Annotated in this window: 21 protein-coding genes and 1 pseudogene; 7 read left to right on the forward strand and 15 right to left on the reverse strand. The window is 71.3% G+C overall.

Translation table 11 applies throughout. The features are described from left to right. The first annotated feature begins 152 nt into the window (after nucleotides 1-152). On the forward strand, nucleotides 153-866 hold the full coding sequence (locus GA0111570_RS07850; protein WP_092608865.1) for an ABC transporter ATP-binding protein: 714 nt from the start codon (nucleotides 153-155) through the stop codon (nucleotides 864-866). Beyond that, entirely contained in the window at nucleotides 863-2,461 is a 1,599-nt protein-coding gene (locus tag GA0111570_RS07855) for a hypothetical protein (protein WP_092608868.1), read from the forward strand. The genes GA0111570_RS07850 and GA0111570_RS07855 overlap by 4 nt, the downstream gene beginning before the upstream one ends. A 37-nt stretch (nucleotides 2,462-2,498) precedes the next feature. On the opposite strand, the gene GA0111570_RS17315 is transcribed toward GA0111570_RS07855, so the two are convergent. The 5 genes from GA0111570_RS17315 to GA0111570_RS07880 form a co-directional block, all read right to left on the reverse strand. Further along, the gene (locus tag GA0111570_RS17315; RefSeq protein WP_139283180.1) at nucleotides 2,499-3,017 is read right to left on the reverse strand and encodes a hypothetical protein; all 519 of its coding nucleotides are present in this window, start codon (nucleotides 3,015-3,017) and stop codon (nucleotides 2,499-2,501) included. A 121-nt stretch (nucleotides 3,018-3,138) separates the two neighbouring features. Beyond that, on the reverse strand, nucleotides 3,139-3,450 hold the full coding sequence (locus GA0111570_RS07865) for an AzlD domain-containing protein (protein ID WP_092608874.1): 312 nt from the start codon (nucleotides 3,448-3,450) through the stop codon (nucleotides 3,139-3,141). Then, nucleotides 3,447-4,166 (reverse strand): AzlC family ABC transporter permease, encoded by a 720-nt coding sequence (locus GA0111570_RS07870; RefSeq protein WP_092608876.1) that lies wholly within the window; start codon nucleotides 4,164-4,166, stop codon nucleotides 3,447-3,449. Before GA0111570_RS07870 ends, GA0111570_RS07865 begins: the two co-directional genes overlap by 4 nt. Nucleotides 4,167-4,175: 9 nt before the next feature. Further along, complete coding sequence (locus tag GA0111570_RS07875) at nucleotides 4,176-5,708, reverse strand: AtzH-like domain-containing protein (RefSeq protein WP_139283181.1); 1,533 nt, start codon at nucleotides 5,706-5,708, stop codon at nucleotides 4,176-4,178. 143 nt (nucleotides 5,709-5,851) lie between these two features. Then, nucleotides 5,852-8,677 carry an aconitate hydratase gene (locus GA0111570_RS07880; RefSeq protein ID WP_092608882.1) on the reverse strand — a complete coding sequence of 942 codons (2,826 nt, stop codon included), beginning with the start codon at nucleotides 8,675-8,677 and terminating at the stop codon, nucleotides 5,852-5,854. 409 nt (nucleotides 8,678-9,086) lie between these two features. Between GA0111570_RS07880 and thiC the strand changes: the two genes are divergently transcribed. From thiC to GA0111570_RS07895, 3 genes are all read left to right on the forward strand, one after another. Next, nucleotides 9,087-10,784 carry a phosphomethylpyrimidine synthase ThiC gene (thiC, locus tag GA0111570_RS07885; protein ID WP_092608885.1) on the forward strand — a complete coding sequence of 566 codons (1,698 nt, stop codon included), beginning with the start codon at nucleotides 9,087-9,089 and terminating at the stop codon, nucleotides 10,782-10,784. Nucleotides 10,785-10,894: 110 nt separating this feature from the next. Beyond that, entirely contained in the window at nucleotides 10,895-11,152 is a 258-nt protein-coding gene (locus GA0111570_RS07890; RefSeq protein ID WP_092608888.1) for a hypothetical protein, read from the forward strand. 65 nt (nucleotides 11,153-11,217) lie between these two features. After that, complete coding sequence (locus tag GA0111570_RS07895; RefSeq protein ID WP_092608891.1) at nucleotides 11,218-11,676, forward strand: RrF2 family transcriptional regulator; 459 nt, start codon at nucleotides 11,218-11,220, stop codon at nucleotides 11,674-11,676. 87 nt (nucleotides 11,677-11,763) lie between these two features. On the opposite strand, the gene GA0111570_RS07900 is transcribed toward GA0111570_RS07895, so the two are convergent. The 4 genes from GA0111570_RS07900 to GA0111570_RS07915 all read right to left on the reverse strand — a co-directional run bounded on the left by GA0111570_RS07900 (nucleotide 11,764) and on the right by GA0111570_RS07915 (nucleotide 14,963). Then, nucleotides 11,764-12,948, reverse strand: coding sequence for a class I SAM-dependent RNA methyltransferase (locus GA0111570_RS07900; protein ID WP_425438616.1), 1,185 nt, complete (start codon nucleotides 12,946-12,948; stop codon nucleotides 11,764-11,766). Between the two features lie 82 nt (nucleotides 12,949-13,030). Further along, the gene (locus tag GA0111570_RS07905) at nucleotides 13,031-13,978 is read right to left on the reverse strand and encodes a DUF3710 domain-containing protein (protein ID WP_092608897.1); all 948 of its coding nucleotides are present in this window, start codon (nucleotides 13,976-13,978) and stop codon (nucleotides 13,031-13,033) included. After that, on the reverse strand, nucleotides 13,975-14,421 hold the full coding sequence (dut, locus tag GA0111570_RS07910; protein ID WP_217634088.1) for a dUTP diphosphatase: 447 nt from the start codon (nucleotides 14,419-14,421) through the stop codon (nucleotides 13,975-13,977). Before dut ends, GA0111570_RS07905 begins: the two co-directional genes overlap by 4 nt. A 35-nt stretch (nucleotides 14,422-14,456) precedes the next feature. Further along, complete coding sequence (locus tag GA0111570_RS07915; protein WP_342689712.1) at nucleotides 14,457-14,963, reverse strand: DUF3093 domain-containing protein; 507 nt, start codon at nucleotides 14,961-14,963, stop codon at nucleotides 14,457-14,459. A 52-nt stretch (nucleotides 14,964-15,015) separates the two neighbouring features. Between GA0111570_RS07915 and GA0111570_RS07920 the strand changes: the two genes are divergently transcribed. Then, nucleotides 15,016-15,306, forward strand: a complete 291-nt coding sequence (locus GA0111570_RS07920; protein ID WP_092608906.1) for a DUF4235 domain-containing protein — start codon at nucleotides 15,016-15,018, stop codon at nucleotides 15,304-15,306. A gap of 85 nt (nucleotides 15,307-15,391) precedes the next feature. Here GA0111570_RS07920 and GA0111570_RS07925 read toward each other — a convergent pair whose 3' ends face one another. Both GA0111570_RS07925 and GA0111570_RS07930 read right to left on the reverse strand, forming a co-directional pair. Next, on the reverse strand, nucleotides 15,392-15,694 hold the full coding sequence (locus tag GA0111570_RS07925) for a DUF4193 domain-containing protein (RefSeq protein WP_092608909.1): 303 nt from the start codon (nucleotides 15,692-15,694) through the stop codon (nucleotides 15,392-15,394). A gap of 80 nt (nucleotides 15,695-15,774) precedes the next feature. Further along, nucleotides 15,775-16,860, reverse strand: a complete 1,086-nt coding sequence (locus GA0111570_RS07930; RefSeq protein ID WP_217634077.1) for a ferrochelatase — start codon at nucleotides 16,858-16,860, stop codon at nucleotides 15,775-15,777. Between the two features lie 63 nt (nucleotides 16,861-16,923). Between GA0111570_RS07930 and sepH the strand changes: the two genes are divergently transcribed. Continuing rightward, on the forward strand, nucleotides 16,924-17,940 hold the full coding sequence (sepH, locus tag GA0111570_RS07935; RefSeq protein ID WP_139283182.1) for a septation protein SepH: 1,017 nt from the start codon (nucleotides 16,924-16,926) through the stop codon (nucleotides 17,938-17,940). A gap of 78 nt (nucleotides 17,941-18,018) precedes the next feature. Here sepH and GA0111570_RS07940 read toward each other — a convergent pair whose 3' ends face one another. The 4 genes and pseudogenes from GA0111570_RS07940 to GA0111570_RS07955 all read right to left on the reverse strand — a co-directional run bounded on the left by GA0111570_RS07940 (nucleotide 18,019) and on the right by GA0111570_RS07955 (nucleotide 21,403). Beyond that, complete coding sequence (locus GA0111570_RS07940) at nucleotides 18,019-18,873, reverse strand: sulfurtransferase (RefSeq protein ID WP_092608915.1); 855 nt, start codon at nucleotides 18,871-18,873, stop codon at nucleotides 18,019-18,021. A 122-nt stretch (nucleotides 18,874-18,995) separates the two neighbouring features. Beyond that, nucleotides 18,996-19,649 (reverse strand): annotated as a pseudogene (locus tag GA0111570_RS07945) (thymidine kinase); the annotation flags it as partial. Beyond that, on the reverse strand, nucleotides 19,650-20,810 hold the full coding sequence (locus GA0111570_RS07950) for an alkaline phosphatase family protein (protein WP_092608921.1): 1,161 nt from the start codon (nucleotides 20,808-20,810) through the stop codon (nucleotides 19,650-19,652). 5 nt (nucleotides 20,811-20,815) lie between these two features. Then, entirely contained in the window at nucleotides 20,816-21,403 is a 588-nt protein-coding gene (locus GA0111570_RS07955; RefSeq protein ID WP_245703070.1) for a DUF5998 family protein, read from the reverse strand. Nucleotides 21,404-21,461 lie beyond the last annotated feature (58 nt).

The following is a 21,461-nucleotide window of genomic DNA, read 5'->3' on the forward strand; positions in this document are numbered from 1 at the left end:
GGGACGCTCCGGAGCGAGGGGCCCGGGAACCCCGGACCGTCGCCGCGCTGCCTCTCCCGGGCGGGCGTCCACCCCTGCCCACCGGTATCCTGCAAGGCAGAACGTCGGTGGTCCCGCCCGCCCGGGACGGGACGCCGCGCAGGGGGAATCCGATGCTGCAGATCTCGCACCTCACCCACCGCTTCGGGAGCAAGGTCGCCGTCGACGACCTCACCCTGGCGGTCCCCGCCGGGAGCATCACCGGGTTCATCGGTCACAACGGCGCCGGCAAGTCGACCACGCTGCGCTCAGTGGCCGGCATCCTCCCGTTCACCGCCGGGACGGTGACGGTCGAGGGCCACGACGTCCGCGCCGACCCGATCGCGGCCAAGAAGGTGATGGCCTTCCTGCCGGACAGCCCCGACCTGTACGACTTCATGACCGGCCAGGACTTCCTCGGCTTCGTCGCCGACCTGTTCCGCATCCCCGGCCCGGAACGGCGTGCCCGGATCGCCAGGTACGCCCAGGCCTACGGACTCGAGGAGGAGCTCGGCGACGTCATCGGGTCCTACAGCCACGGCATGAAGCAGAAGCTGGCCCTGATCAGCGCGTTCATGCGGCGCCCCCGGCTGCTGCTGCTCGACGAACCGTTCGTCGGCCTGGACCCGGTGGCCGCCCACACGCTCAAGGGCCACTTGCGCCGGCTGTGCGACGACGGCGGCTCCGTCCTGTTCTCCACCCACGTCCTCGAGGTCGCCCAGGCACTGTGCGACGACCTGGCCATCATCCGCCGCGGACGGCTGGTGGTCAGCGGCCCGACGGCCCAGGTGACCGGCGACTCCTCGCTCGAAGAGGTCTTCCTCGAGCTGCAGGAGTCGGCCCGATGAGGCCGGCACTGGCGCTCACCCGGGTCCAGTTGTGGGCCCTGCTGGTCGCCATGGGTCGCGGGAACCGGACCCGGCGACGCTGGTCCGTCGGCGCCCTCGTCGCTGTCGTCGCCGCGGTCACGGTGACCCTGAGTGCGGTCTACTCCTTCGGCTTCGCGGCCATGCTGGACCAGGTCGGCGCGGTCGACCTGGTCCTGGTGGTCATGCCGGCGCTGGCCGCGGTCGGCGTCATCAGCGGCGGAACCTTCGGGGTGAGCCGGTCCGTGCTCGGCGGACGCGACGACGACCTGCTGCTGGGCCTGCCGATCCGTCCCCGGACCATCGCACTGGCCAAGATGTCGGCCGTCGCCGCACAGAACGCCCTGCTGATGGTGCTGGCCGTTGTCCCCAGCGGGGTCGTGTACGGGCTGCACGAGCCGACCCACGCCTGGTTCTGGCCGGGCCTGCTGGCCGGGACGCTCGCCCTGGCCCTCGCGGCGACGGCGGTCTCCGTCGTGCTGGCGTTCCTGGTCACCCTGATCGCCCCCAGTGGCCGGGGGCGGGCCGTGGCGAACGTGGCCATCCTCCTGGTGACCAGCGGCGTCGTGTTCGCCTCGATCCCCTTCAGCCAACGGCTGCAAGGCCTGCTCGCCGACGATCCGGCGGCGTTCGCGCATACCGTGGGCAGGTGGGCGTGGGGGTTCGGGGCGGTGCGCGACCTCGCCATCGACGGCTCGGGGCAGGCCGCCGCCCTCCTGCTGGCGCTCGGCCTGCTCCCCTTCAGCGCGGTCCTCTGGGCGGTCTCGGCGGCGTACGTCCCACTCATCACCCGACGCGCGGAGAACGTGCCTGCACTGGGGCGCCACAGCCGGGTCCCGTTGTCGCGGATGCGTCCCCACTCCCCGTTCGTCGCCCTCCTGGTCCGGGAGGTGCACCGGTTCCTCAGCAGCACCGTGTACCTGGTCAACAACGGCTTCGGCGTGGTGGTGCTACTGGCCGGCGCGGCGTGGCTGGTGGCGGCCGGGGTGCCGGAGGGCATCCGGGCACTGGCGACGAGCCCGGGACTGCCGCTGCCGGTGCTGGCCGCCGGCGCCGTGTGCCTGCCGGTGGCAATGACCTGCACGACGGCCCCGAGCATCTCGCTGGAGGGCGACAGGCTGTGGATCGTACGGTCCGCGCCGGTCGACCCGCTCGTGGTGCTCGGCGCGAAGGTGGCGCTCAACCTGCTGGTGGTGGTCCCTGCCCTGCTGCCGATCAGCGTCGTCCTGGCGGTGCGGACCGACATCGGGGTGCTCGGCGGCGTGCTGGTCCTGCTGGTCGCGGCGATGTTCACGCTGGTGGTCGCCGAGACCGGCCTGCTCACCAACCTGGTCTGGCCGGTGCTCGACGCCCCTAGTGATGCGGTGGTCGTCAAGCAGAGCGTGAGCGTGCTGGTGGCCCTCGTCGGGTCGGTCGCCTGCTACGTCATCCTCGGGGTCGCCGGTGCGGGGACCGCCTCGGTCGCCGGTGCCGTGCCGGGGCTGTTGGCGATGCTGCTGGCTGCTGCGGTCCTGGCGCTGGCCATGTTCAGGATCTTGCGGAGCTGGGGCGTACGGGCGTTCAACCGGCTGGGCTGAGGTCCCCGACGACCCGCTGGCGGGGTGCCGGACCGGCTCAGAGGCGGGGCACGAAGGCCATCCCGCGCAGCGCATCGTCGACCAGGGCGATCCCCTCGCGGACCGCACGCAGCCGGACCAGCTCCTCCTGCCAGGTGCGGACCGCCTCCTCGACGACCGGCGGCTCGACCTGGTCGCGCAAACTGAGGCGGGCCCGGGCCAGGCCGTCCTCCGATGCCCGCACCTGGCCGGCCACGAACTGGGCGGCGAACTGGGCCAGGACCACCGGGTGTCGCCGCAGCACCGGGTACCCGCGGAAGTCGGCCGGGCAGCAGTCGAGCAGGAACGCCGTCGCGCTCTGCTCCCAGTCCTCCGCACCCGGCGGCAGCACGCCGCTCGGCCAACCGGGGGGCAGGAAGGGCCGTGCCCCTCCCCCGGCACCCTGGCGCGCCGTCCGGCCGCCCCGGACCTCCCGGCCCGACCGGCCCGACCGGCCGTCGGGCGTACGCCCATGGGTGTCCTGTGGGCTCACCGGCCCGCGCCCCGGGGAGCCCTGTTCCCTGAAGTCCTGTGCCATGACACCCTCCGCCGCTATTCGTACATGTGTTCGTACACCTTGAGTGTAGGAGGTGGCCCGGGAAGCGACAAGCGGCTCCTGACGGGCGCTGCGGGGTGGAGGAGGCCGGAGAACGGCGGGCTCAGCCCCAGCCGAGGGCCCGCGTGAGGGCGGCCGCGGCGGCCCCCAGTACGACCACGAGCAGGAACGGTGCCCGCAGTACGAGGGCGACCACCGCCACGACGAAGGCTGCGACGCGGGCGTCGGCGACCAGCGCCGTACCGGAGGCGAAGGTGTTCATCACGACCAGGGCGGAGAGCAGCCCGAGGGTAAGCACCCACGTGACCCGTGCCATCCGGGGGTGCTCCAGTACCCGCTCCGGCACGAGGTACCCGGTGAGCTTGAGCACGTACGCAGCCAGCGAGGCGACGATGATCCAGATCCACATGGTCATCGGGCGGCCACCTCGGAGGACGTCGGCCGGAGCGGCCGGTTCCCCCGGGGTTCACCGGGCCCCCACAGCGCCCAGGCGACGGCGACCACGGCCGCGACGAGGATCGGGATACCCACCGGCAGGAACGGGGTGGCCAGCGCGGTGGCCAGGGCGCAGACCACGGCGATGGACCCGGCCTCGCGCGAGCGCAGTCGGGGCCAGAGCAGGCCGAGGAAGGCCGCGACCGCCGCCCCGTCGAGCCCCCAGGCCCGGGTGTCCCCCACTGCCGACCCGAGCAGTGCGCCGACCAGCGTGAAGATGTTCCACAGCGTGAACACCCCGAGCCCGGCGGTCCAGAAGCCGCGACGCTCCTCCAGCGGGTCGGTCCGGCTGGACGCGACGGCGACCGACTCGTCGATGGTCACCTGCGCGAAGAGCAGCCGCCGCCAGCCGCGGGGCCGCAGCAGCGCGCTCATCGACACCCCGTAGACGGCGTTGCGTACGCCGAGCAGGGTGGCGGCCAGTGCGGCTGTGGAACCGGCCCCGCCTCCGGCGATGGTCCCGATGAAGGCGAACTGCGAGCCGCCGGTGAACATCAGCAGCGAGAGCACACAGGTCTGCAGCGTGCTGAGCCCGGCGGCCACGGCGAGGGCACCGAACGAGACGGCGTAGAGCCCGGTCGCGACCGAGACCGACAGTCCCAGGCGTACGGCCGGGGATGTCAGGAGAGCTCGCACGCGGGCATTCTAGGGGTGGACGATCACGCCGGCGGCGGCCAGTTGCCCGGCGAGACCGAGCAGTGCGTGGTCACTGCCGAGCGGTCCGACCAGGCTGAGCCCGCACGGCAGCCGTCGCCGGGTGGCCAGCGGGAGGGTCACGGTGGGCAGTCCCCCCAGGGTGGCGAGGGAGAGCAGCTGCTGGGTACGGTCGCGTCCGCGGCGGGCGGTGGCCCCGGCCCGGTCCCGCACCGGGGCGACGGTGGCGGTGGTCGGCAGCAGGAGGACCCCGTTGCCGACGAGTTCGGCAGTGGCGGCCCTGGCCGCGGCCTGGGCGCGGCGGGCCCCGCGGAGCCGGGCATCGTCCATCGCCAGCCCGGATCGGATCGCGGTCCGGACATCGGCGCCCAGCCCGGCCAGGTCCGCGTCGCCGGCCCTGTGTCGTCCGGCCACCTCGGCATCCCGGATCTGGCGGCAGGTCTGTGCCCAGCCGTCGAGGACGTCGCGGTCCTGGCCGACCATCCGCATCGGCAGCACCGAGCTGTCCCAGCGGTCGAGCACGGCCTCGATCGCGCGGACGACGTCCGGGTCGGCGAGCCCGAGCAGGTCCCTGCCGAGCAGCGCCTCGTCCAGCCCGAGCAGGCCCGCCTGGGGCAGGAGGACATCGGCGACCTCGGCCAGCACCGCCAGATCGCGTGCCACCCACCCGACCGAGTCGAAGCTGGGCGCCACCCCGGCCACGCCCTCGAGGGGGACGACACCATGGGTCGTACGGATGCCGAACAGCCCCTGGTAGGAGGCCGGCAGCAGCAGGGACCCCCACGTGTCCAGGCCAAGACCGAGGTCCGCCTGCCCGAGGGCGACGGCAGCAGTGGGCCCCGACATCGCCCCACCGGGCAGCCGGCCGGCGGCGCGCGCGTTGCGCGGCATCCCCGCAGGGTCATCTCCGGTGTCGCCCAGGCCGAGCCCGTCGATCCGGGCCAGGCCGACGACCGAGGCACCGGCCTGCTGCAGCCCGGCAAGTGCCTCCGCGGTCCGCGCAGGGGCGTCGGCACCCACGGGCAAGGATGCGAGGCTGTGTCCGGCCAGCGGGAACAGTTCGGCGGCGGCCACGGACATCCCCTCGAGCGGTCCGCTGCCAGTGGCGGCGGCCAGCGGCGCACCGGCCTGGCGCCAGACCGCCGGGTCGATCGCGGGATCGGGCTCGCCGACATGCGCCGAGGCGATCCGCCAACCCTCATCCGTACGCTCCCACAACAGCGTCATCACGCCCTGGCCGCCGGTGGCGGTCCGATGGGTGGCGGTGACCAGGGTGCCGTCGGGCCCGATCTCCCGCAGGTGGCTCTGCAGTAGCCTTCCGCAAGGGGCAAGTGGATCGGCCCGGACCGCCTCCACGATGCTCGCGAAGCCGACCACCATCCCGCCGCGGCGGACCAGCAGCGTCTGGTCGCCGGGGACGAAGAACCGTTCGACCAGACGGACGTCCCCGGCCTCCAGTGCGTCGACGAATCGGCGGAACATCGGGGCCAGCCCGGCGTCATGGCTCGGCATGCGTGGCGTCACGGTCCTCACGCTAGCGGGTTGGCCCTCCCCCGGGGACGAACGCAGGAGAACCTTCGCACAATCACCCAACGGTCAGGGACGGACGCAACGGCGCCCCGGGTACCGAGGTACCCGGGGCGCCGCGTGGTACAGGGACCGATGCGTCAGGCAGCGGCCTTCATGTGGCGCAGCACGTACTGCAGGATGCCACCGTTGCGGTAGTAGTCGGCCTCACCAGGGGTGTCGATCCGGACGACGGCCTCGAACTCGACGGTGGAACCGTCGGCCTTGGTCGCCGCGACGTGGACCGTCTTCGGGGTGGTGCCGTTGTTGAGCTCCTCGACACCGGTGATGTCGAAGGTCTCCTCACCGGTCAGGCCGAGCGACTCGTGCGACTCGCCGGCCGGGAACTGCAGCGGGAGGACGCCCATGCCGATCAGGTTCGAACGGTGGATCCGCTCGTACGACTCGGTGATGACGGCCTTCACGCCCAGCAGCGCGGTGCCCTTGGCGGCCCAGTCCCGCGAGGAGCCGGAACCGTACTCCTTGCCGCCCAGGACGACCAGCGGGGTGTTGGCGGCCTTGTAGTTGGCAGAGGCGTCGTAGACGCTGGTCACCGGGCCGTCGGCCTGGGTGAAGTCGCGGGTGACGCCACCCTCGGTGCCCGGGGCCAGCTGGTTGCGCAGCCGGATGTTGGCGAAGGTGCCGCGGATCATCACCTCGTGGTTGCCACGGCGGGAACCGTACGAGTTGAAGTCCTTGCGCTCCACACCGTTCTCGGCGAGGTACTTGCCCGCCGGGGAGTCGGCCTTGATGTTGCCGGCCGGGGAGATGTGGTCGGTGGTGACCGAGTCGCCCAGCTTCAGCAGGACGCGGGCGCCCGTGATGTCGCTGACCGGTGCCGGGGTCTCCGGCATGCCCTCGAAGTAGGGCGCCTTGCGGACGTAGGTGGAGGCGTCGTCCCACTCGAACGTGTTGCCGGTCGGGGTGGGCAGGGCCTGCCACTGTGCGTCGCCGGCGAAGACGTCGGCGTAGTCCTTGGTGAACATCTCCTTGGTGATCGAGGTGCTGACCACCTCGTCGATCTCGGCCTGGGTCGGCCAGAGGTCGCGCATGAAGACGTCGTTGCCCTCGGTGTCCTTGCCCACCGGCTCGCGGTCGAGGTCGATGTCCATGGTGCCGGCGATGGCGTAGACGACCACCAGCGGCGGGGAGGCCAGGTAGTTCATCTTGATGTCCGGGCTGATCCGGCCCTCGAAGTTGCGGTTGCCCGACAGCACGGCGGTGACCGCGAGGTCGCCGTCGTTGACGGCCTGGGAGACCTCGGGGATCAGCGGTCCGGAGTTGCCGATGCAGGTGGTGCAGCCGTAGCCGACCAGGTTGAAGCCGAGCTTCTCCATGTAGGGGGTCAGGCCGGACTGGTTGTAGTAGTCCATGACGACCTTGGAGCCGGGGGCCAGCGAGGTCTTGACCCACGGCTTGCGGGTCAGGCCCTTCTCCGCGGCCTTCTTCGCCACCAACGCGGCGCCGATCATGACGCTCGGGTTGGAGGTGTTGGTGCAGGAGGTGATCGCCGCGATGGTGACCGCACCGTGGTCCAGGTTGAACGAGTCGCCGCTGGCCAGGGTGACCGGCATCGGGTTGCTCGGCCGACCGCTGATCGGGACGCTGTCGAAGTGGTGCGGCTGGTCCTCGGGGTCCCCACCCTCGGTGTTCGCGGTGAAGCTCGGCGAGTCGGAGGCCGGGAAGGACTCCTCCGAGGCCTCGTCGATCCTGCCCTCGGCCACCTCGTCGCCGTCCTCGACGTAGTCGGCCAGGGCGGAGCGGAAGTCGCTCTTGGAGTCGCTCAGCAGGACGCGGTCCTGCGGGCGCTTCGGGCCGGCGATGCTGGGCACCACCGTGGACAGGTCGAGCTCGATGTACTCCGAGTAGGCCGGCTCATGGTCGTCGTCGTGCCACAGGCCCTGCTCCTTGGCGTACGCCTCGACGAGCGCGATCTGCTGCTCGTCGCGGCCGGTGAGCCGCAGGTAGTCGGTGGTCTTGTCGTCGATCGGGAACACGGCGATGGTCGAGCCGTACTCGGGGCTCATGTTGCCGATGGTGGCGCGGTTGGCCAGCGGCACGGCGGAGACGCCCGGGCCGTAGAACTCGACGAACTTTCCGACGACCTTGTGCTGGCGCAACATCTCGGTGATGGTGAGCACCAGGTCGGTGGCGGTGACGCCCTCCGGGAGGGTGCCGGTCAGCTTGAAGCCGACCACGCGCGGGATGAGCATGGAGACCGGCTGGCCGAGCATGGCGGCCTCGGCCTCGATGCCACCCACGCCCCAGCCGACGACGCCGAGGCCGTTGACCATGGTGGTGTGGGAGTCGGTGCCGACACAGGTGTCCGGGTAGGCCTGGAGCACGCCGTTGACCTCACGCGGGAAGATGACGCGGGCGAGGTTCTCGATGTTGACCTGGTGCACGATACCGGTGCCCGGGGGGACGACCTTGAAGTCGTCGAAGGCGCTCTGGCCCCAGCGCAGGAACTGGTAGCGCTCACGGTTGCGCTCGTACTCGACCTCGACGTTCTTGGCGAACGCCTCGGGGGTGCCGAAGTGCTCGACGATGACGGAGTGGTCGATGACCATCTCGGCCGGCGACAGCGGGTTGACCTTCGACGGGTCGCCACCCAGCTCGGTGATGGCCTCGCGCATGGTGGCCAGGTCGACCACACACGGCACGCCGGTGAAGTCCTGCATGATGACGCGAGCCGGGGTGAACTGGATCTCCTTGCTCGGCTCGGCGTTGGGATCCCACGCGGCGAGGGCCTTGATGTCCTCGGCGGTGATGTTGGCACCGTCCTCGGTGCGGAGCAGGTTCTCCAGGAGAACCTTCAGGGAGTACGGGAGGTTCTGGGAACCTTCGACCGCATCCAGACGGAAGATCTCGTAGTTCGTGCCATTGACCGAAAGTTCGGCCTTGGCACCCAGGCTGTTGACGCTCATGAAAGCAGCTCCCTCGACAAATTTCTCTCGACGTCAAGATATCACGGTTCCCGTGCTCGTACGATCCAATCACGAGAAGAGATCTCCCGCAGGCTGCTCACGCATCGGTGTGGCGCGGCCGGCCCTGTGTTCCTCGCCACGGCGGCACCCGCCTCGAGACCGGTACCCGGCTCCCTACGGCGACCGGGCAAGTCGCCAGTCCGAGCGCCCCGGCTCCCGGCACTCACATGGACCACACAGCACCCGAGGCATGCAGCCCGGTCCCGGCGGACTACGTTGGGGTTCGCAATCCATCACGCGGGAGCTCGCAGGGCCGTCGACACGGCCGCGGCGCGGGCTGAGAGGACACCGGCATCGGGTGTCGACCGCTATGACCTGACCGGGTAATGCCGGCGAAGGGAGAACAACCATGGGCACCTCTCTGCCCTCTGCTGCTACTGCCAGCGACATCACCATCGGCCCGATCCGGGGCAGCCACAAGGCCTGGGTCACCGCCACCACCGTCCGCGGGGAGGACCTGCAGGTCCCGGTGCGCCGGATCGACCTCACCAACGGCCACCACCTGGACGTGTACGACACGTCGGGCCCCTACACGGCGTACGGGTCGGCGGCCCAGGTGCATGACCTCACCACCGGCCTGCCGGGCCTGCGCGGGGACTGGGCCCACAACGAGGCGGTACCCGCCGATCCGGCGGTGCCCGGATCCCCGCTGGTCCGCACCCAGCTGGCGTGGGCTCGCAACGGGGTCATCACCCCCGAGATGAGCTACATCGCAGCGCGCGAGTGCCTGCCGGTCGACTTGGTGCGGGACGAGGTCGCCCGCGGGCGTGCCGTCATCCCGGCCAACCACCGCCACCCCGAGGCCGAACCGATGGTGATCGGCAAGCGCTTCGCGGTCAAGATCAACGCCAACATCGGCAACTCGGCGGTCCGCAGCTCGATCGCCGACGAGGTCGAGAAGATGGTCTGGGCCACCCGTTGGGGCGCCGACACGATCATGGACCTGTCGACCGGGCGCGACATCCACGAGACCCGCGAGTGGATCCTGCGGAACTCCCCCGTACCGGTCGGCACCGTGCCGATCTACCAGGCCCTGGAGAAGGTGGACGGCGACCCGACCGCCCTGACCTGGGAGGCCTACCGCGACACGGTGATCGAGCAGGCCGAACAGGGCGTGGACTACATGACCGTGCACGCCGGTGTCCTGCTGCGCTACGTGCCGCTGGCCGCCAAGCGGGTGACCGGCATCGTGTCCCGCGGTGGGTCGATCATGGCCGCCTGGTGCCTGGCGCACCACACCGAGTCGTTCCTCTACACGCACTTCGAGGAGCTGTGCGACATCCTCGCCGCGTACGACATCACCTTCTCCCTGGGTGACGGCCTGCGTCCCGGCTCCATCGCGGACGCCAACGACGCCGCCCAGCTGGCCGAACTGCGTACACTCGGCGAACTCACCGGGATCGCCAAGGCACGCGGGGTCCAGGTGATGATCGAGGGCCCGGGCCACGTCCCGATGCACAAGATCGTGGAGAACGTACGCCTGGAGGAGGAGTGGTGCGACGAGGCGCCCTTCTACACCCTCGGTCCGCTGGCCACCGACATCGCCCCCGGCTACGACCACATCACCTCCGCGATCGGCGCGGCGATGATCGCCCAGGCCGGCACCGCGATGCTGTGCTACGTCACGCCGAAGGAGCACCTGGGGCTGCCGGACCGCGATGACGTCAAGGTCGGGGTGATCACGTACAAGATCGCGGCGCACTCCGCCGACCTGGCCAAGGGCCACCCGGGCGCCCAGCAGCGCGACGACGAGCTGTCCAAGGCCCGCTTCGAGTTCCGCTGGCAGGACCAGTTCAACCTCGGCCTGGACCCCGACACGGCCGTCGAGTTCCACGACGAGACGCTGCCCGCGGAGCCGGCAAAGAACGCGCACTTCTGCTCGATGTGCGGGCCGAAGTTCTGCTCGATGCGGATCAGCCAGGACGTCCGTGACTACGCCGAGGCGCACGGATTGACCTCGGTGGAGGCGATCGAGGCCGGGATGGCCGAGAAGTCCGCCGAGTTCGCCGAGCGCGGCTCGCGGGTGTACCTGCCGGTCGTCGGCTGAGACTGGGCACCGAGGGGATCCGGCCGGGCGCCGGGTCCCCTCGGCCTTCCGTGACAGTGCGGTCGCACCGTGGCCACGGCACTGTCAGTCCCCGCCCCTAGCCTGCGGGCATGTCCTCGCGCATCGGCTCCGACTTCGGCTCCCTCGGCGACCGCACGGCCGAGGGGGCGGGGGCTCGGCAGCCGGTCGGTGCCGGCCGGGAGGGGCGTACGCACTGGGTCGAGATCGACGACGGGGCCTGGCTGCCGGGCCTGCTGGTCTCCTGGTCACGCTCACCGGCCGGCTGGCTGGCGCTGGTCGCGTGGGTGGCGGACGGACAGCTGATGGTCGCCACGGTGCCCAGTGACCGGGTGCGTCCGGTGAAGTGAGCCCGGTGCGGTGGGCCCGCCGGCACGTGGGGCACCCTTGACCGCCTTCTGCCTAGGATGGGGACGTGAACGTCTCCGCCCGCACCGAGTACGCCATCCGCGCCATGGTGCACCTGGCGACGGCGAATTCGCCCGAGCCGATGACGTTGGAGTCGGTCGCCGAGCAGGAGGACCTGCCGCGCAAGTTCATGGAGGCGATCTTCGCCGACCTGCGGCGGGCTGGTCTGGTCTCGAGCATCCGCGGCTCGCGGGGCGGCTACGTGTTGCCGCGCAGCAGCGAGCAGATCAGCGTCGGCGACATCATGCGCGCCGTCGACGGGCCCCTGTGGGAGGTCCGTGGCCTGCGCCCCCAGGACACCGAGTACCGCGGCGTCACCTCGCACCTGCCGACGCTGTGGGTGGCGGTCCGCGCCGCACTGCGGGACGTGGTGGACACCACCACCCTGGCCGATGTGGCCGCCGGGCACTTCAACGAGCACGTGACGGCCCTGACCCGGACCCCTGAGGCCTGGACCAACCGCTGACCCTCCCCCGCCCGACCCGTGCCCTTGTGGCGGCCGCCCCGCCACGGAGCGGGCCCGCCACGAAGCGAGCCCGGCCACAGCAGGGCCTCAGATGACCACGGCGGGCACGCAGATCGCCACGCACTCGATGTGGTGCGTGTTGGGGAACAGGTCGAACGAACGCAGCGACTCCAGCTCGTAGCCCTGCTTGCGCAGCCGACCGAGGTCTCGGCCGAGAGCCGCCGGGTCGCACGCCACGTACGCAATCGCCCGCGGGTTGCGGGACGCCACCGCGTCGATGACGTCCTTGCCCGCGCCGGTGCGGGGCGGGTCGAGCACGACGAGGTCGGTGGCCCGCGGCATCCGGCGGACGACCCGGTCGACCTTGCCCGCGGTGAAACGCCCCTGCGGCACGTTGGCCTGGGCCAGCTCGACGGCCCGCTTGTCGATCTCGACACCCCAGACCTGCACGCCGGCATCGACCAGGGCACCGGCGAACAGCCCGACCCCGCAGTAGAGGTCGAAGGCGCGCTCACCCGCCTCCGGGGCCAAGCCGTCCAGGACCGCCTCGACCAGGGTGTCCGCGGCCGCGGGGTGGCCCTGCCAGAAGCCGTCGGCATCGACGCGCCAGTCGCGTCCCGCCGCGTGCTCGACCAGTTCGGGTTCCCCGCTGGACAGCACTCCGTCCACCAGGACGCTCGTCCGCCCCTCGGCGGAGGTCGCCACCCGCAGGAGGTGCTCGTCCGGCCCAAGGGGGGCGGCCAGGGCGTGCGGGTTCGGCTGGGCCTCGATCGCCAGTGGGCACCCGTCCGCGGGAACCTCGACCAGCTCCTTGCTGCGGTGGCGCCGCATCGTGGCCCGGCCGTCCCGGGTCACGTACCCCATCCGGGTCCGCCAGCCGAAGGTGCCGCCGGGCAGTTCCTCGACCTCGACGTCGACGTCAATACCGGCCAGGTGGGCCAGCTGCTCGCGGATGACCGAGGCCTTGAGCTCGCGCTGGGTCTGCGGGGTGGCGTGCTGCCAGTCGCAGCCGCCGCACATCCCCGGCCCGGCGACCGGGCACCGGGGCGTCGTACGACCCGGCGAGGCCTGGAGCACCTCCACCGCGTCACCACGCCAGAAGGAGGCGTGCGAGGTGTCGGTGAGCCGGACCCGCACCACCTCCCCGGGCAGGGCATGGCGGACGAAGATGACCCGGCCGTCCAGCCGTGCGACACAGTGACCGCCGTGCGCGACGGAACCGACCTCGACCGGGCCGACGATCCCGTCCGCGGGCAGCGTCGCTTCGTCGATCCCCTGGGTGGTGCTGGTGGTCCGGCGTGCTGCTGCTTCGTCGCGGGCACTGGGGCCCGGCATGCTCGTGTTCGGCACCGGGTCAGCCCTGGATGGCGGTCGACTGGCCGGATGGCTCCGGCAGGGTACGGCGCTGGCCCGGGACGTCCGGCTGCTGGGCAGCCTGCTCGGCCTGCTCGGCGGTCGCCTGGCGGATCTGCTCCTCCAGCTCGGTCGGCAGGGTGAGCGGGATCAGGGTGCCGGGGGGCATCGGCTGGGTACCACGGCGCACCACGGTGTCCCGCAGGACCTCGCGCAGTTCGGCCGTGACGCCGGGATCGTCGACGTTGATGGCGGCCTGGCCGTAGACCACGGCGCGCAGGGCCCAGCGGGGCCCCTCGACCATGAGCATCCGGGTCGGCTGCAGGCCCTGCTGGCCGTCGGGGGTCGTCATCGGCATCATCCGGCGTACCTCGACGCCGAACGGTCCCTCGGCGAGTTCAGCGGTTCCGCCCTGCTGCCGCGAGATCTCGACGACCTCCTGGCGGACATCGGCCCACAGCCCACCGCTGCGCGGGGCGGCGTAGAGGCTGAGCTCCATCGCCGAGCCCTCGTGCTGCAGCAGGACGGCGGTCGCGCGGACGGAGGTCTGCTCGACCTGGAAGCGCACCTCCATGCCGTCGATCGGGGTGATCACCAGCGCGCCCAGGTCCATCCGGCCGATGCTGTCACCCTCGAGGTCGACCTCCTCGATGTCGAACGGCCCGTCGGTACGCCAGTCCTTGGCGTCGAGGCCGGCCCATACGTCGGTCTCCTCGGTGCCCCGCCAGTCCGTCGCCCCGGCGGCGGCCTGCTCGCCGTCGCCGGCGGTCGTGCCCTGGTCTGTCGTGGTGCCCTGGTCTGTCGTGGTGCCCTGGTCTGTCGTGGTGGCCTCGTCGGTCGCCGTGACCTGGTCGGTCGCCGTCGCGTCGTCGGCGGTGGTCGTCCCGGTGTCAGGGGACCCGGCCTGCCCGTCGGCGTCCCGGTCCTTGCGCTTGCGTCCGAAGATCATGTGTTCTCCTGTCCTGCGCCCGACCGTGTGCCGGTCGAGCCATGTCCGCCACGGCCCCGTTCGGAGCCCGGCAGCTCGCCGACCTCGGTGAATTCCGCACGGAGCACGGGCTGCACCACCAGTTGGGCGATGCGGTCACCCCGCCGGATGCTGATGGTCTGGTGCGGGTCGAGATTGATCAGGCTGACCTTGATCTCACCACGATAACCCGCATCCACAGTACCGGGGGCATTCACGATCCCCAGCCCGTACCGGGCGGCCAGCCCCGAGCGCGGATGGACGAAGCCTGCCGTGCCCGGTGGCAGGGCGATGGCCAGGCCGGTCCCGACCAGCCGGCGCTCCCCCGGCGCGAGCTCGACGTCCTCGGCGGCGTGCAGGTCCGCTCCTGCATCGAGTGCCCTGGCGTACGTGGGCACGGGCAGGTCCGGGTCGAGGCGGACGATCCGGACGGCGACGACCTGCTCGGCGGGCTCAGCGCTCACGGCCGGATCCTGCGGATCGCCTCGGCGAGCTCCTCGGGGTGGCGGGAGCTGACCAGCCAGTACGGGTGCGGGTCGGCCGGGTCGGCGACGGTGACCTCGACGGCCCGCGGGACGTAGAAGCGGGTGACCAGGAATCCCCGGGTGTCCGCTCCCCTGCCCAGGCGATGGCGCGTCTCCTCGGCACTGAGCGCGCGGGCGTCGCCCACGTAGGACGGCTCCAGGACGTTGTGGCCGCAGCGCAATCCGGACGGTTCCACGGCGATCCGCGTCGCACCCGCCATGGTCACGGCGGCGGCGAGCGCCACCAGGGCCAGGGTGACCGCGCCGGCGACCTGCGGGGGTTGGTAGACGAAGTAGACGATCGCCACCGAAAGGATCAAACCCGCGATGACGACGATCCACCACCACGAGAGTGTGAGTCGTTCCCGATATGCCACCCCGCTAGCTAACCATCTCCTTGTCCCCGGGCGGGACGGCCGCCCTAGGATGGACCCAGCGCTCACGTTGACCCAACGCCCCTGTTGACCCAACGCCCACCACGTGGAAGGACAGTCGATGGCCCTCGCCGAGACACTCGTCTACAAGGTCTACACCAGCCTCGCCGGAACGATTGCGACCGTTGGTACGCACAAGCTGCTCACTGCCGGCTGGCGCTTCGTCACCGGTGAGGAGCCCCCGGAGCCGACGGACCCCGATGCCGACGTCCGGACCGCCATCCTGTGGGCCCTCGCCAGCGCCGCCGGCCTGGCCGCGACCCAGGTCATCGCCCAGCGGATCGGCAACCGCTACCTGTACAGCAGCAGCGGGGCCAAGCCGAAGTTCCGCAAGATCGCGATGAAGATCTGACCGTTCCCACCCGGGTGGGAACGGCGAAGGGGCCCGGGCGAATGCCCGGGCCCCTTCTGCAATCCCGCACGAGGTGCGGGCAGAGTCACGACCGCACGCAGTCGGTGCAGTAGATCAGGTTGCCATCGATCTTTGCGATCTGGCTCCGCTTGCGCACCAGGAAGCAGCTCGCACAAGTGAACTCGTCCTGCTGCTTGGGCAGCACCTTGACCGTAAGTTCCTCGTGCGAGAGGTCAGCTCCCGGCAGCTCGAAGGATTCAGCAGCAGCGACCTCGTCCTCGTCCACCTGACCTGACTGCTGGTCATTGCGGCGGTTCTTGAGGCCCTCGAGCGAGTCTTCGCTCACATCCTCCTCGTTCTTACGAGGAGCGTCGTAGTCAGTGGCCATCGTGCCTTCCCAATTACAGCCCCGCGGTGGTGCGGGACTTCCCGGTGCGTTTCAATACAGGGGCATTAATACCATGCTTGTCAATACCCCGGGTGCCGGTGAGAACCCGCGGGGTCCCCACCGGCGGCAACCGGGCGCCGACCGCGTTCCGGCCGGGGACAGCAGCCGGCGGGACAGGCCACCGGATCCGCGGCTGCCGCCTCCAGCTGGTCGACCAGCCCGGCGACGAACGCCGGGTGGGTCCCTGCGGTCGGGGTCCGGCGCACCGTGATCCCCAGCTCGGCGGCCGTCGCGGCAGCCTCGACGTCCAGGTCGTAGACGACCTCCATGTGGTCGCTGACGAACCCGATCGGAGCCAGCACCACAGCATCCACGCCCCGGCCGGCCAGGTCGCGCAGGGCGTCGTTGACGTCGGGCTCGAGCCACGGGACGGCCGGCGGGCCCGAGCGCGAGCAGAAGACCAGGTCCCCGTTCAGGACCGGGCCGCCGTCCTCGGCCAGCTCGGCCAGGATCCGGTCACCGACCTGCTCCAGCTGGGCGACGTACGCGCCGCCGGGGTTCCCGGTACGCTCGGGCGAGCCTTCCGGCCCGGACGTACGGGCCATCGACATCGGGATCGAGTGGGCCACGAACAGGACGTGGGGACGCGGATGGCCCTCGCCGCGCAGCTCCTCGACCCCGGCACGGACTGCTGCCAGGTTCGCGGCAAGGAAGCCCGGCGCCAGCCCGAAGGGCAGTACCTTGTCCACCTGCAGACCCTCGGGACAGGCGCCCGCGATGTCCTCGATGTACTGGCGGCAGCCGGAGTAGGACGGGAAGGCGCTGGTGGCGACCACCAGCGCGCGGCGGGCGCCGCCGGCCGCCAGTTCCGCGAGCGTGTCCGCGAGGTAGGGGGCCCAGTTGCGGTTGCCCCAGACCAGGGGCACGTCGATGTCGCGACGGTCCAGTTCGGATCGCAGGGACGCGAGCAGGGCACGGTTCTGGTCGTTGATCGGGCTGCGCCCCCCGAACATCGCGTAGTGCTGGCCCACCACCGCGAGCCGCTCGTCCGGGATGTCCTTTCCTCGCGTGACGTTGCGCAGGAACGGAAGCACGTCCTCCTGCCGTTCCGGTCCCCCGAACGAGAGCAGGACCACGGCATCGTACGAGGCGAGAGGTGAGGTCACGCCGCGAGTATAGGTTGAGGGTTGGACTAGGGCAGTTCGGTCCCGAGCGGTATCTTGGCCGCCATGGACAGCTCCCTGACACTGCGCGAGATCCAGGACCGCCTGCGGTCCGGTTCGAGTGTCGAAGAGGTCGCTGTCGAGGCCGGCGTGGAGGCCCAGGAACTGGCCATCTACGCCGCGCCGATCATGGCCGAGCGCGAGTACATCGCCGGCCGGGCCCGCGACTCGAACGTACGCCGCTCCGGCGACTCCCCCGCGCACCGGGACCTCGATGCCGTCGTCACCGAGGAGATGCGGGCCCGCGGGATCGATCCCACGTCGGTCGTCTGGGACGCCGCCCGCGTGGAGCGGCGCCGCTGGCAGGTGCTGGCGGTGGTCACCGAGGACGGCACCACCCGCCGCGCAGTGTTCAACTACGACGTCGATGGTCGCTTCTCCGTCGCGGCGAACGAGGATGCCCGCTGGATGCTGGGCGAGCTCCCGCTCCCGCCGGTCGATCAGGAGGCCGAGCCGACGGTCGAGCTGACCGAGGAGCAGCGCCGGACCCGCTTCGAGGACGAGGACGAGGACCTGGACGATGACTGGGGCGACGACGGCCCCAGTGACATCCAGACCCTGCACGAGATGCTGAGCAACTACGAGGAGACCGTCACCGGCTACGAGGACACCCTCAGCATGTTGCGCGGCTACGGCGGCGACCGCGAGACGTACGCCGGGCCCCGGCTCGTCCCCGATCCCGACGACGTCGGGCCCACTGACGACGACTCCTCCGACCACGACCCGCCCGACGACGAACCGCCCGAGCGCCGGGCCCCCCGCGGCGACCGGTCCCGGCCGACCGTGCCCGCCCCGTCATCACGGCGCCCCCGTCCCCCGGAACCACCTCCGGCCAGTGCCGACAGGCCGGCCCCCCGAGCCCCCTCGAGCCGCCGGCCCGGGGCCGATTCCGGGGATTCCTCACCGGTCGAGGGGGAACAACCGCCCCCGCCTCCTCGTCGCCGGACCCCGCGCAAGCGTGCCCAGGTGCCGAGCTGGGACGAGATCGTCTTCGGCAGCGGGAACGACGACCACAAGGACTGACCGTCGCGCCGCGGCGACCCCCGAACCGCTCGGCTCCCCGGAGCGCTCGACACCGGAGCGAGCGCCCGAACGGGTCGGTCAGTCCTGCGGGCCGGTGGCCACCGGACGGGAGGGATCGGAGATCCAGTCGCTCCACGAGCCCGCGTACACCGCCACGCCATCGGCCCGGCCCGCGTGGCGCAGGGCCAGCAGCTGGAGCATCGCGGTCAGCCCCGAGCCGCAGGAGAGCACGTCGCCGGGAGAAACGTCGGCGAACAGACCGGCCAGTTCCCCGGGATTCCTGAGTGTCCCCTCGGCTGTGAAGACCAGCGCGGCCGGCTTGCTGCTCGCCCCGGGGATGTGGCCGGCGACGGGATCGATGGTCTCGTACTCACCCCGGAAACGGTCGGCGGCGCGGACGTCCCAGACGGCATGTCCCGCGGCCAGGGCCGACACGACACCGTCGGCATCCACCACCGGGAGTCGGCCGCGCCGACCTGTGAGGTCCCCCGGCTCGGCCCGGGTCTCCCCGGACATGATCGGCAGGCCCGCCGCCAGCCAGGCCGGCAGTCCCCCGTCGAGCACGCGGACGTCCCGGTGGCCCAGGTCCTCCAGCAGCCACCAGACCCGGGCGGCGCCGAGCTGGGATCCGCCGTCGTACACCACGACCGGACGATCGTCGCGGACACCACAGGCACGCAGCACCCGCACCGCGGTGTCGGAGTCCGGCAGCGGGTGACGACCGCCCCGACCGCGCTCGCCGCGAGGACCGCAGAGCGCCTGCTCCACGTCGACCCAGACGGCACCCGGCAGGTGCGCGTGGAGGTACTCCTGGTGGGCGTCCGGCCCTTGCAGGTTGAACCGTGCGTCGAGCAGCGTCAGTGGGGTCCCTGCCGACAGCAGGTCGACGAGCCCGGCCACGGGGATGAGCGGTGAGCGATCGGATCCGGACATGCGCGTCAGCCTCTCTGCTGGGTCGGCACGGATGCCTGTCGTGCGGAAGCGGAAGCCCCCGGCACGGAGGAGGGCAGCCCGGACGGCCGCCCGGCGGGCGTGAGGGCGTCCTGGTCGGGGGCGAAGGGCAACGGCTCGGGCGCCGAGCCGAGCGCCACGACCTTGCGGGTGATCCCGTTGCGGTGGTGCTTGCGGCAGAGCACCTCGTAGGCGATCGACCCGCCGTCCGCGCTGTCCGTACCCTCCAGGGCGACGTCCCCGACCACCTTCTGGTCGCCCTCGGTGACGATGTAGCCGTCCAGGGTCCGGGTGTTGGTCGTGCCCTTGGCACCGCACCAGCACAGCGGCGTGACCTGCAGGGTCTCGATCCTGTCGGCCAGTTCCACCAGCCGGCGCGACCCGGGGAAGATCCTGGTCCGGAAGTCGGTCAGCAGCCCGAACGCATACACGTCGATCGCCAGGTCGTCGACGATCCGGGCGAGCTGGTCGACGTGGCCCGGCCGGTAGAACTGGGCCTCGTCGCAGATCAGGTACTCGACCCGGTCGCCACGGGTCAGCGATCCGATCACGTGGTGCCAGAAGTCGAAGTCGTCGGTGACCTCGACGGCCTCCCGGGCGAGCCCGAGGCGTGAGGTCACGATCGGACGGCCCGACCGGTCATCACAGGTGAAGACCGCGCCACGCCGACCACCGGCCGTCATGGTGTGGTCCAGCTGGAGGGCCAGGGTCGACTTGCCCGACTCCATCACGCCGGTGAAGAAGACGAGCTCGGCCACTCAGTCCACCACCAGGGGGACGTACATCTCCGCCGCGGTGAGCGAACCGTGCATGCCGACCAGGCCGAACTCCCCGGGCAGGCCGCGGGTCATCAGCGCCCAGGTGCCGAGCATCGCAACGGTCACGTCGCCGTAGCGGGGCAGGACCTCGTCGGCGACCGGTCCGTACCATCCCCGGTGAACCGCCTCCTCGCGGGTCAGGACGACAGCGCGGTCCCCCAGCTCGTTGCGCCAGCGAGCGGCGACCGCCTCGGCCTGGCCCGGTTCGGTGTAGAGCTGGCGCAGCCGTCCCTCGCCGGCGACCATCTCGACGCCACGCTGGAGGACGGGGACGTCCTCCACGACGATGCGCTCGTCGGTGGGGATGTCGATCATGCCGTGGTCACCGGTCACGATGATCCGGACGTCATCGGGCAGTTCGTCGCGCAGCCGCTCGGTCAGCGCATCGATCCGGCGCAGCTGGCGCCGCCACTCCGCTGAGGCCACGCCCTGGCTGTGCCCGGTGTGGTCGAGTTCGCGTTCGTACGCGTAGACGACGCTGCGGTCCCCGGCCGTGGCGGCGGCGGAGACCAGGTGGATGCGCTGGTCCTCGTCCCGCTCGTCGTGCACCGGGAAGAACCGTCCCCCGGCCAGCGAGACGCTGGTCAGGCCGGAGCCGTCGAACCGTGCCGGCGCGACGATCCCGACCTCGGTGCCGGCCTCGCTGAGCCGACGCCAGTAGGTGGGGTGCGGCTGCAGGGCGGTCGGGTCGTCCTCGCCCTCCCAGGTCAGCATGTTCAGGAACTGGCCGGAGCGCGGATTGCGGCAGGAGTAGCCGATGATCCCGTGCTGGCCGGGCGCCAATCCGGTACCGAGCGTGGTCAGGCTGGTCGCGGTGGTGGAGGGGACGGCCGCGGTGAACCCGTCGAACGGCGCATGCTCCCCCTCACCGCGCAGCAGTGAGGCCAAGTAGGGGGCGTGGTCCGCGTGGTCGGCGAGCTGGAGGGCGCCGAGTCCGTCGATCAGGACGACCACCCATCGCTGGGCCGGCGGCAGGCCGACCAGGTCCTCGCCGCCGAGCCCGAGCCGGGACCCGATCGCGGGCAGCAGGTCCGCCAGCGTGCCGTGGCCGTAGCGTGGGACGGTGAGCTGGCCGGCGGCGGGGTAGGAGAGTCCTGCCATCCGCCTCACCATCCGTCTCGGGTGCGCTGCATCGCCAGCCCGAACCTGACCAGCTGGCCCACCGATTCGGCACCATCGGCGTCGACGCTCATCCGGATCACCAGGTCGTCGCCGACAAGCTGGCCGGTCAGGCCGTGGTCGGCCTCGCAGTTCGGGTCACCGCAGGTCGCCGGCTCCAGGTCGATCCGGGAGGCGAACCCCCAGGCGACCGTCAACAGGACCTCCTGCAGGTCGACCTTGTCGGGCTGGTAGGTCGAGGGCTCGCTGACTATCCGGCTGAGGCTGACCGAGGAGATGTGGTCGAGAGTGACGACCTCGCTGGTCGACGCAGCCTGGGCGCCGACACCGGGACTGGCGTCGGCGTCGTCGGTGTGGTTGATGATCAGCCGGGTCGGGGTGAGCAGCGCCACCGTGACGTGGCGGTGGATCCCGTCGGGGGTGATGGTCGGCTCGTGCTGCACCACGTACGAGACCATCTCCTCTCCGCCGAGGGAGATCATCACACTGTCGAAGACCAGCGCGGGGAAGTACCCGAACGACTCGATCGCGAGGCGTAGCGCATCGATGTCTGACTTCTGCTCCGGACGTATCACGTGTGCCATCCTCGCATATCACCCCAACCCGGCCACCGTCGTCTGCGCCACGCAACCG

Origin of the sequence: Raineyella antarctica (assembly GCF_900092135.1) — a bacterium.
Lineage (GTDB): Bacteria > Actinomycetota > Actinomycetes > Propionibacteriales > Propionibacteriaceae > Raineyella > Raineyella antarctica.

Coding starts and splice junctions, on each gene's coding strand:
- GA0111570_RS07850 (WP_092608865.1), top strand. CDS start 153: ATGCTGCAGATCTCGCACCTCACCCACCGCTTCGGGAGCAAGGTCGCC.
- GA0111570_RS07855 (WP_092608868.1), top strand. CDS start 863: ATGAGGCCGGCACTGGCGCTCACCCGGGTCCAGTTGTGGGCCCTGCTG.
- GA0111570_RS17315 (WP_139283180.1), bottom strand. CDS start 3,017: ATGGCACAGGACTTCAGGGAACAGGGCTCCCCGGGGCGCGGGCCGGTG.
- GA0111570_RS07865 (WP_092608874.1), bottom strand. CDS start 3,450: ATGACCATGTGGATCTGGATCATCGTCGCCTCGCTGGCTGCGTACGTG.
- GA0111570_RS07880 (WP_092608882.1), bottom strand. CDS start 8,677: ATGAGCGTCAACAGCCTGGGTGCCAAGGCCGAACTTTCGGTCAATGGC.
- thiC (WP_092608885.1), top strand. CDS start 9,087: ATGGGCACCTCTCTGCCCTCTGCTGCTACTGCCAGCGACATCACCATC.
- GA0111570_RS07890 (WP_092608888.1), top strand. CDS start 10,895: ATGTCCTCGCGCATCGGCTCCGACTTCGGCTCCCTCGGCGACCGCACG.
- GA0111570_RS07905 (WP_092608897.1), bottom strand. CDS start 13,978: ATGATCTTCGGACGCAAGCGCAAGGACCGGGACGCCGACGGGCAGGCC.
- GA0111570_RS07920 (WP_092608906.1), top strand. CDS start 15,016: ATGGCCCTCGCCGAGACACTCGTCTACAAGGTCTACACCAGCCTCGCC.
- GA0111570_RS07925 (WP_092608909.1), bottom strand. CDS start 15,694: ATGGCCACTGACTACGACGCTCCTCGTAAGAACGAGGAGGATGTGAGC.
- sepH (WP_139283182.1), top strand. CDS start 16,924: ATGGACAGCTCCCTGACACTGCGCGAGATCCAGGACCGCCTGCGGTCC.
- GA0111570_RS07940 (WP_092608915.1), bottom strand. CDS start 18,873: ATGTCCGGATCCGATCGCTCACCGCTCATCCCCGTGGCCGGGCTCGTC.
- GA0111570_RS07950 (WP_092608921.1), bottom strand. CDS start 20,810: ATGGCAGGACTCTCCTACCCCGCCGCCGGCCAGCTCACCGTCCCACGC.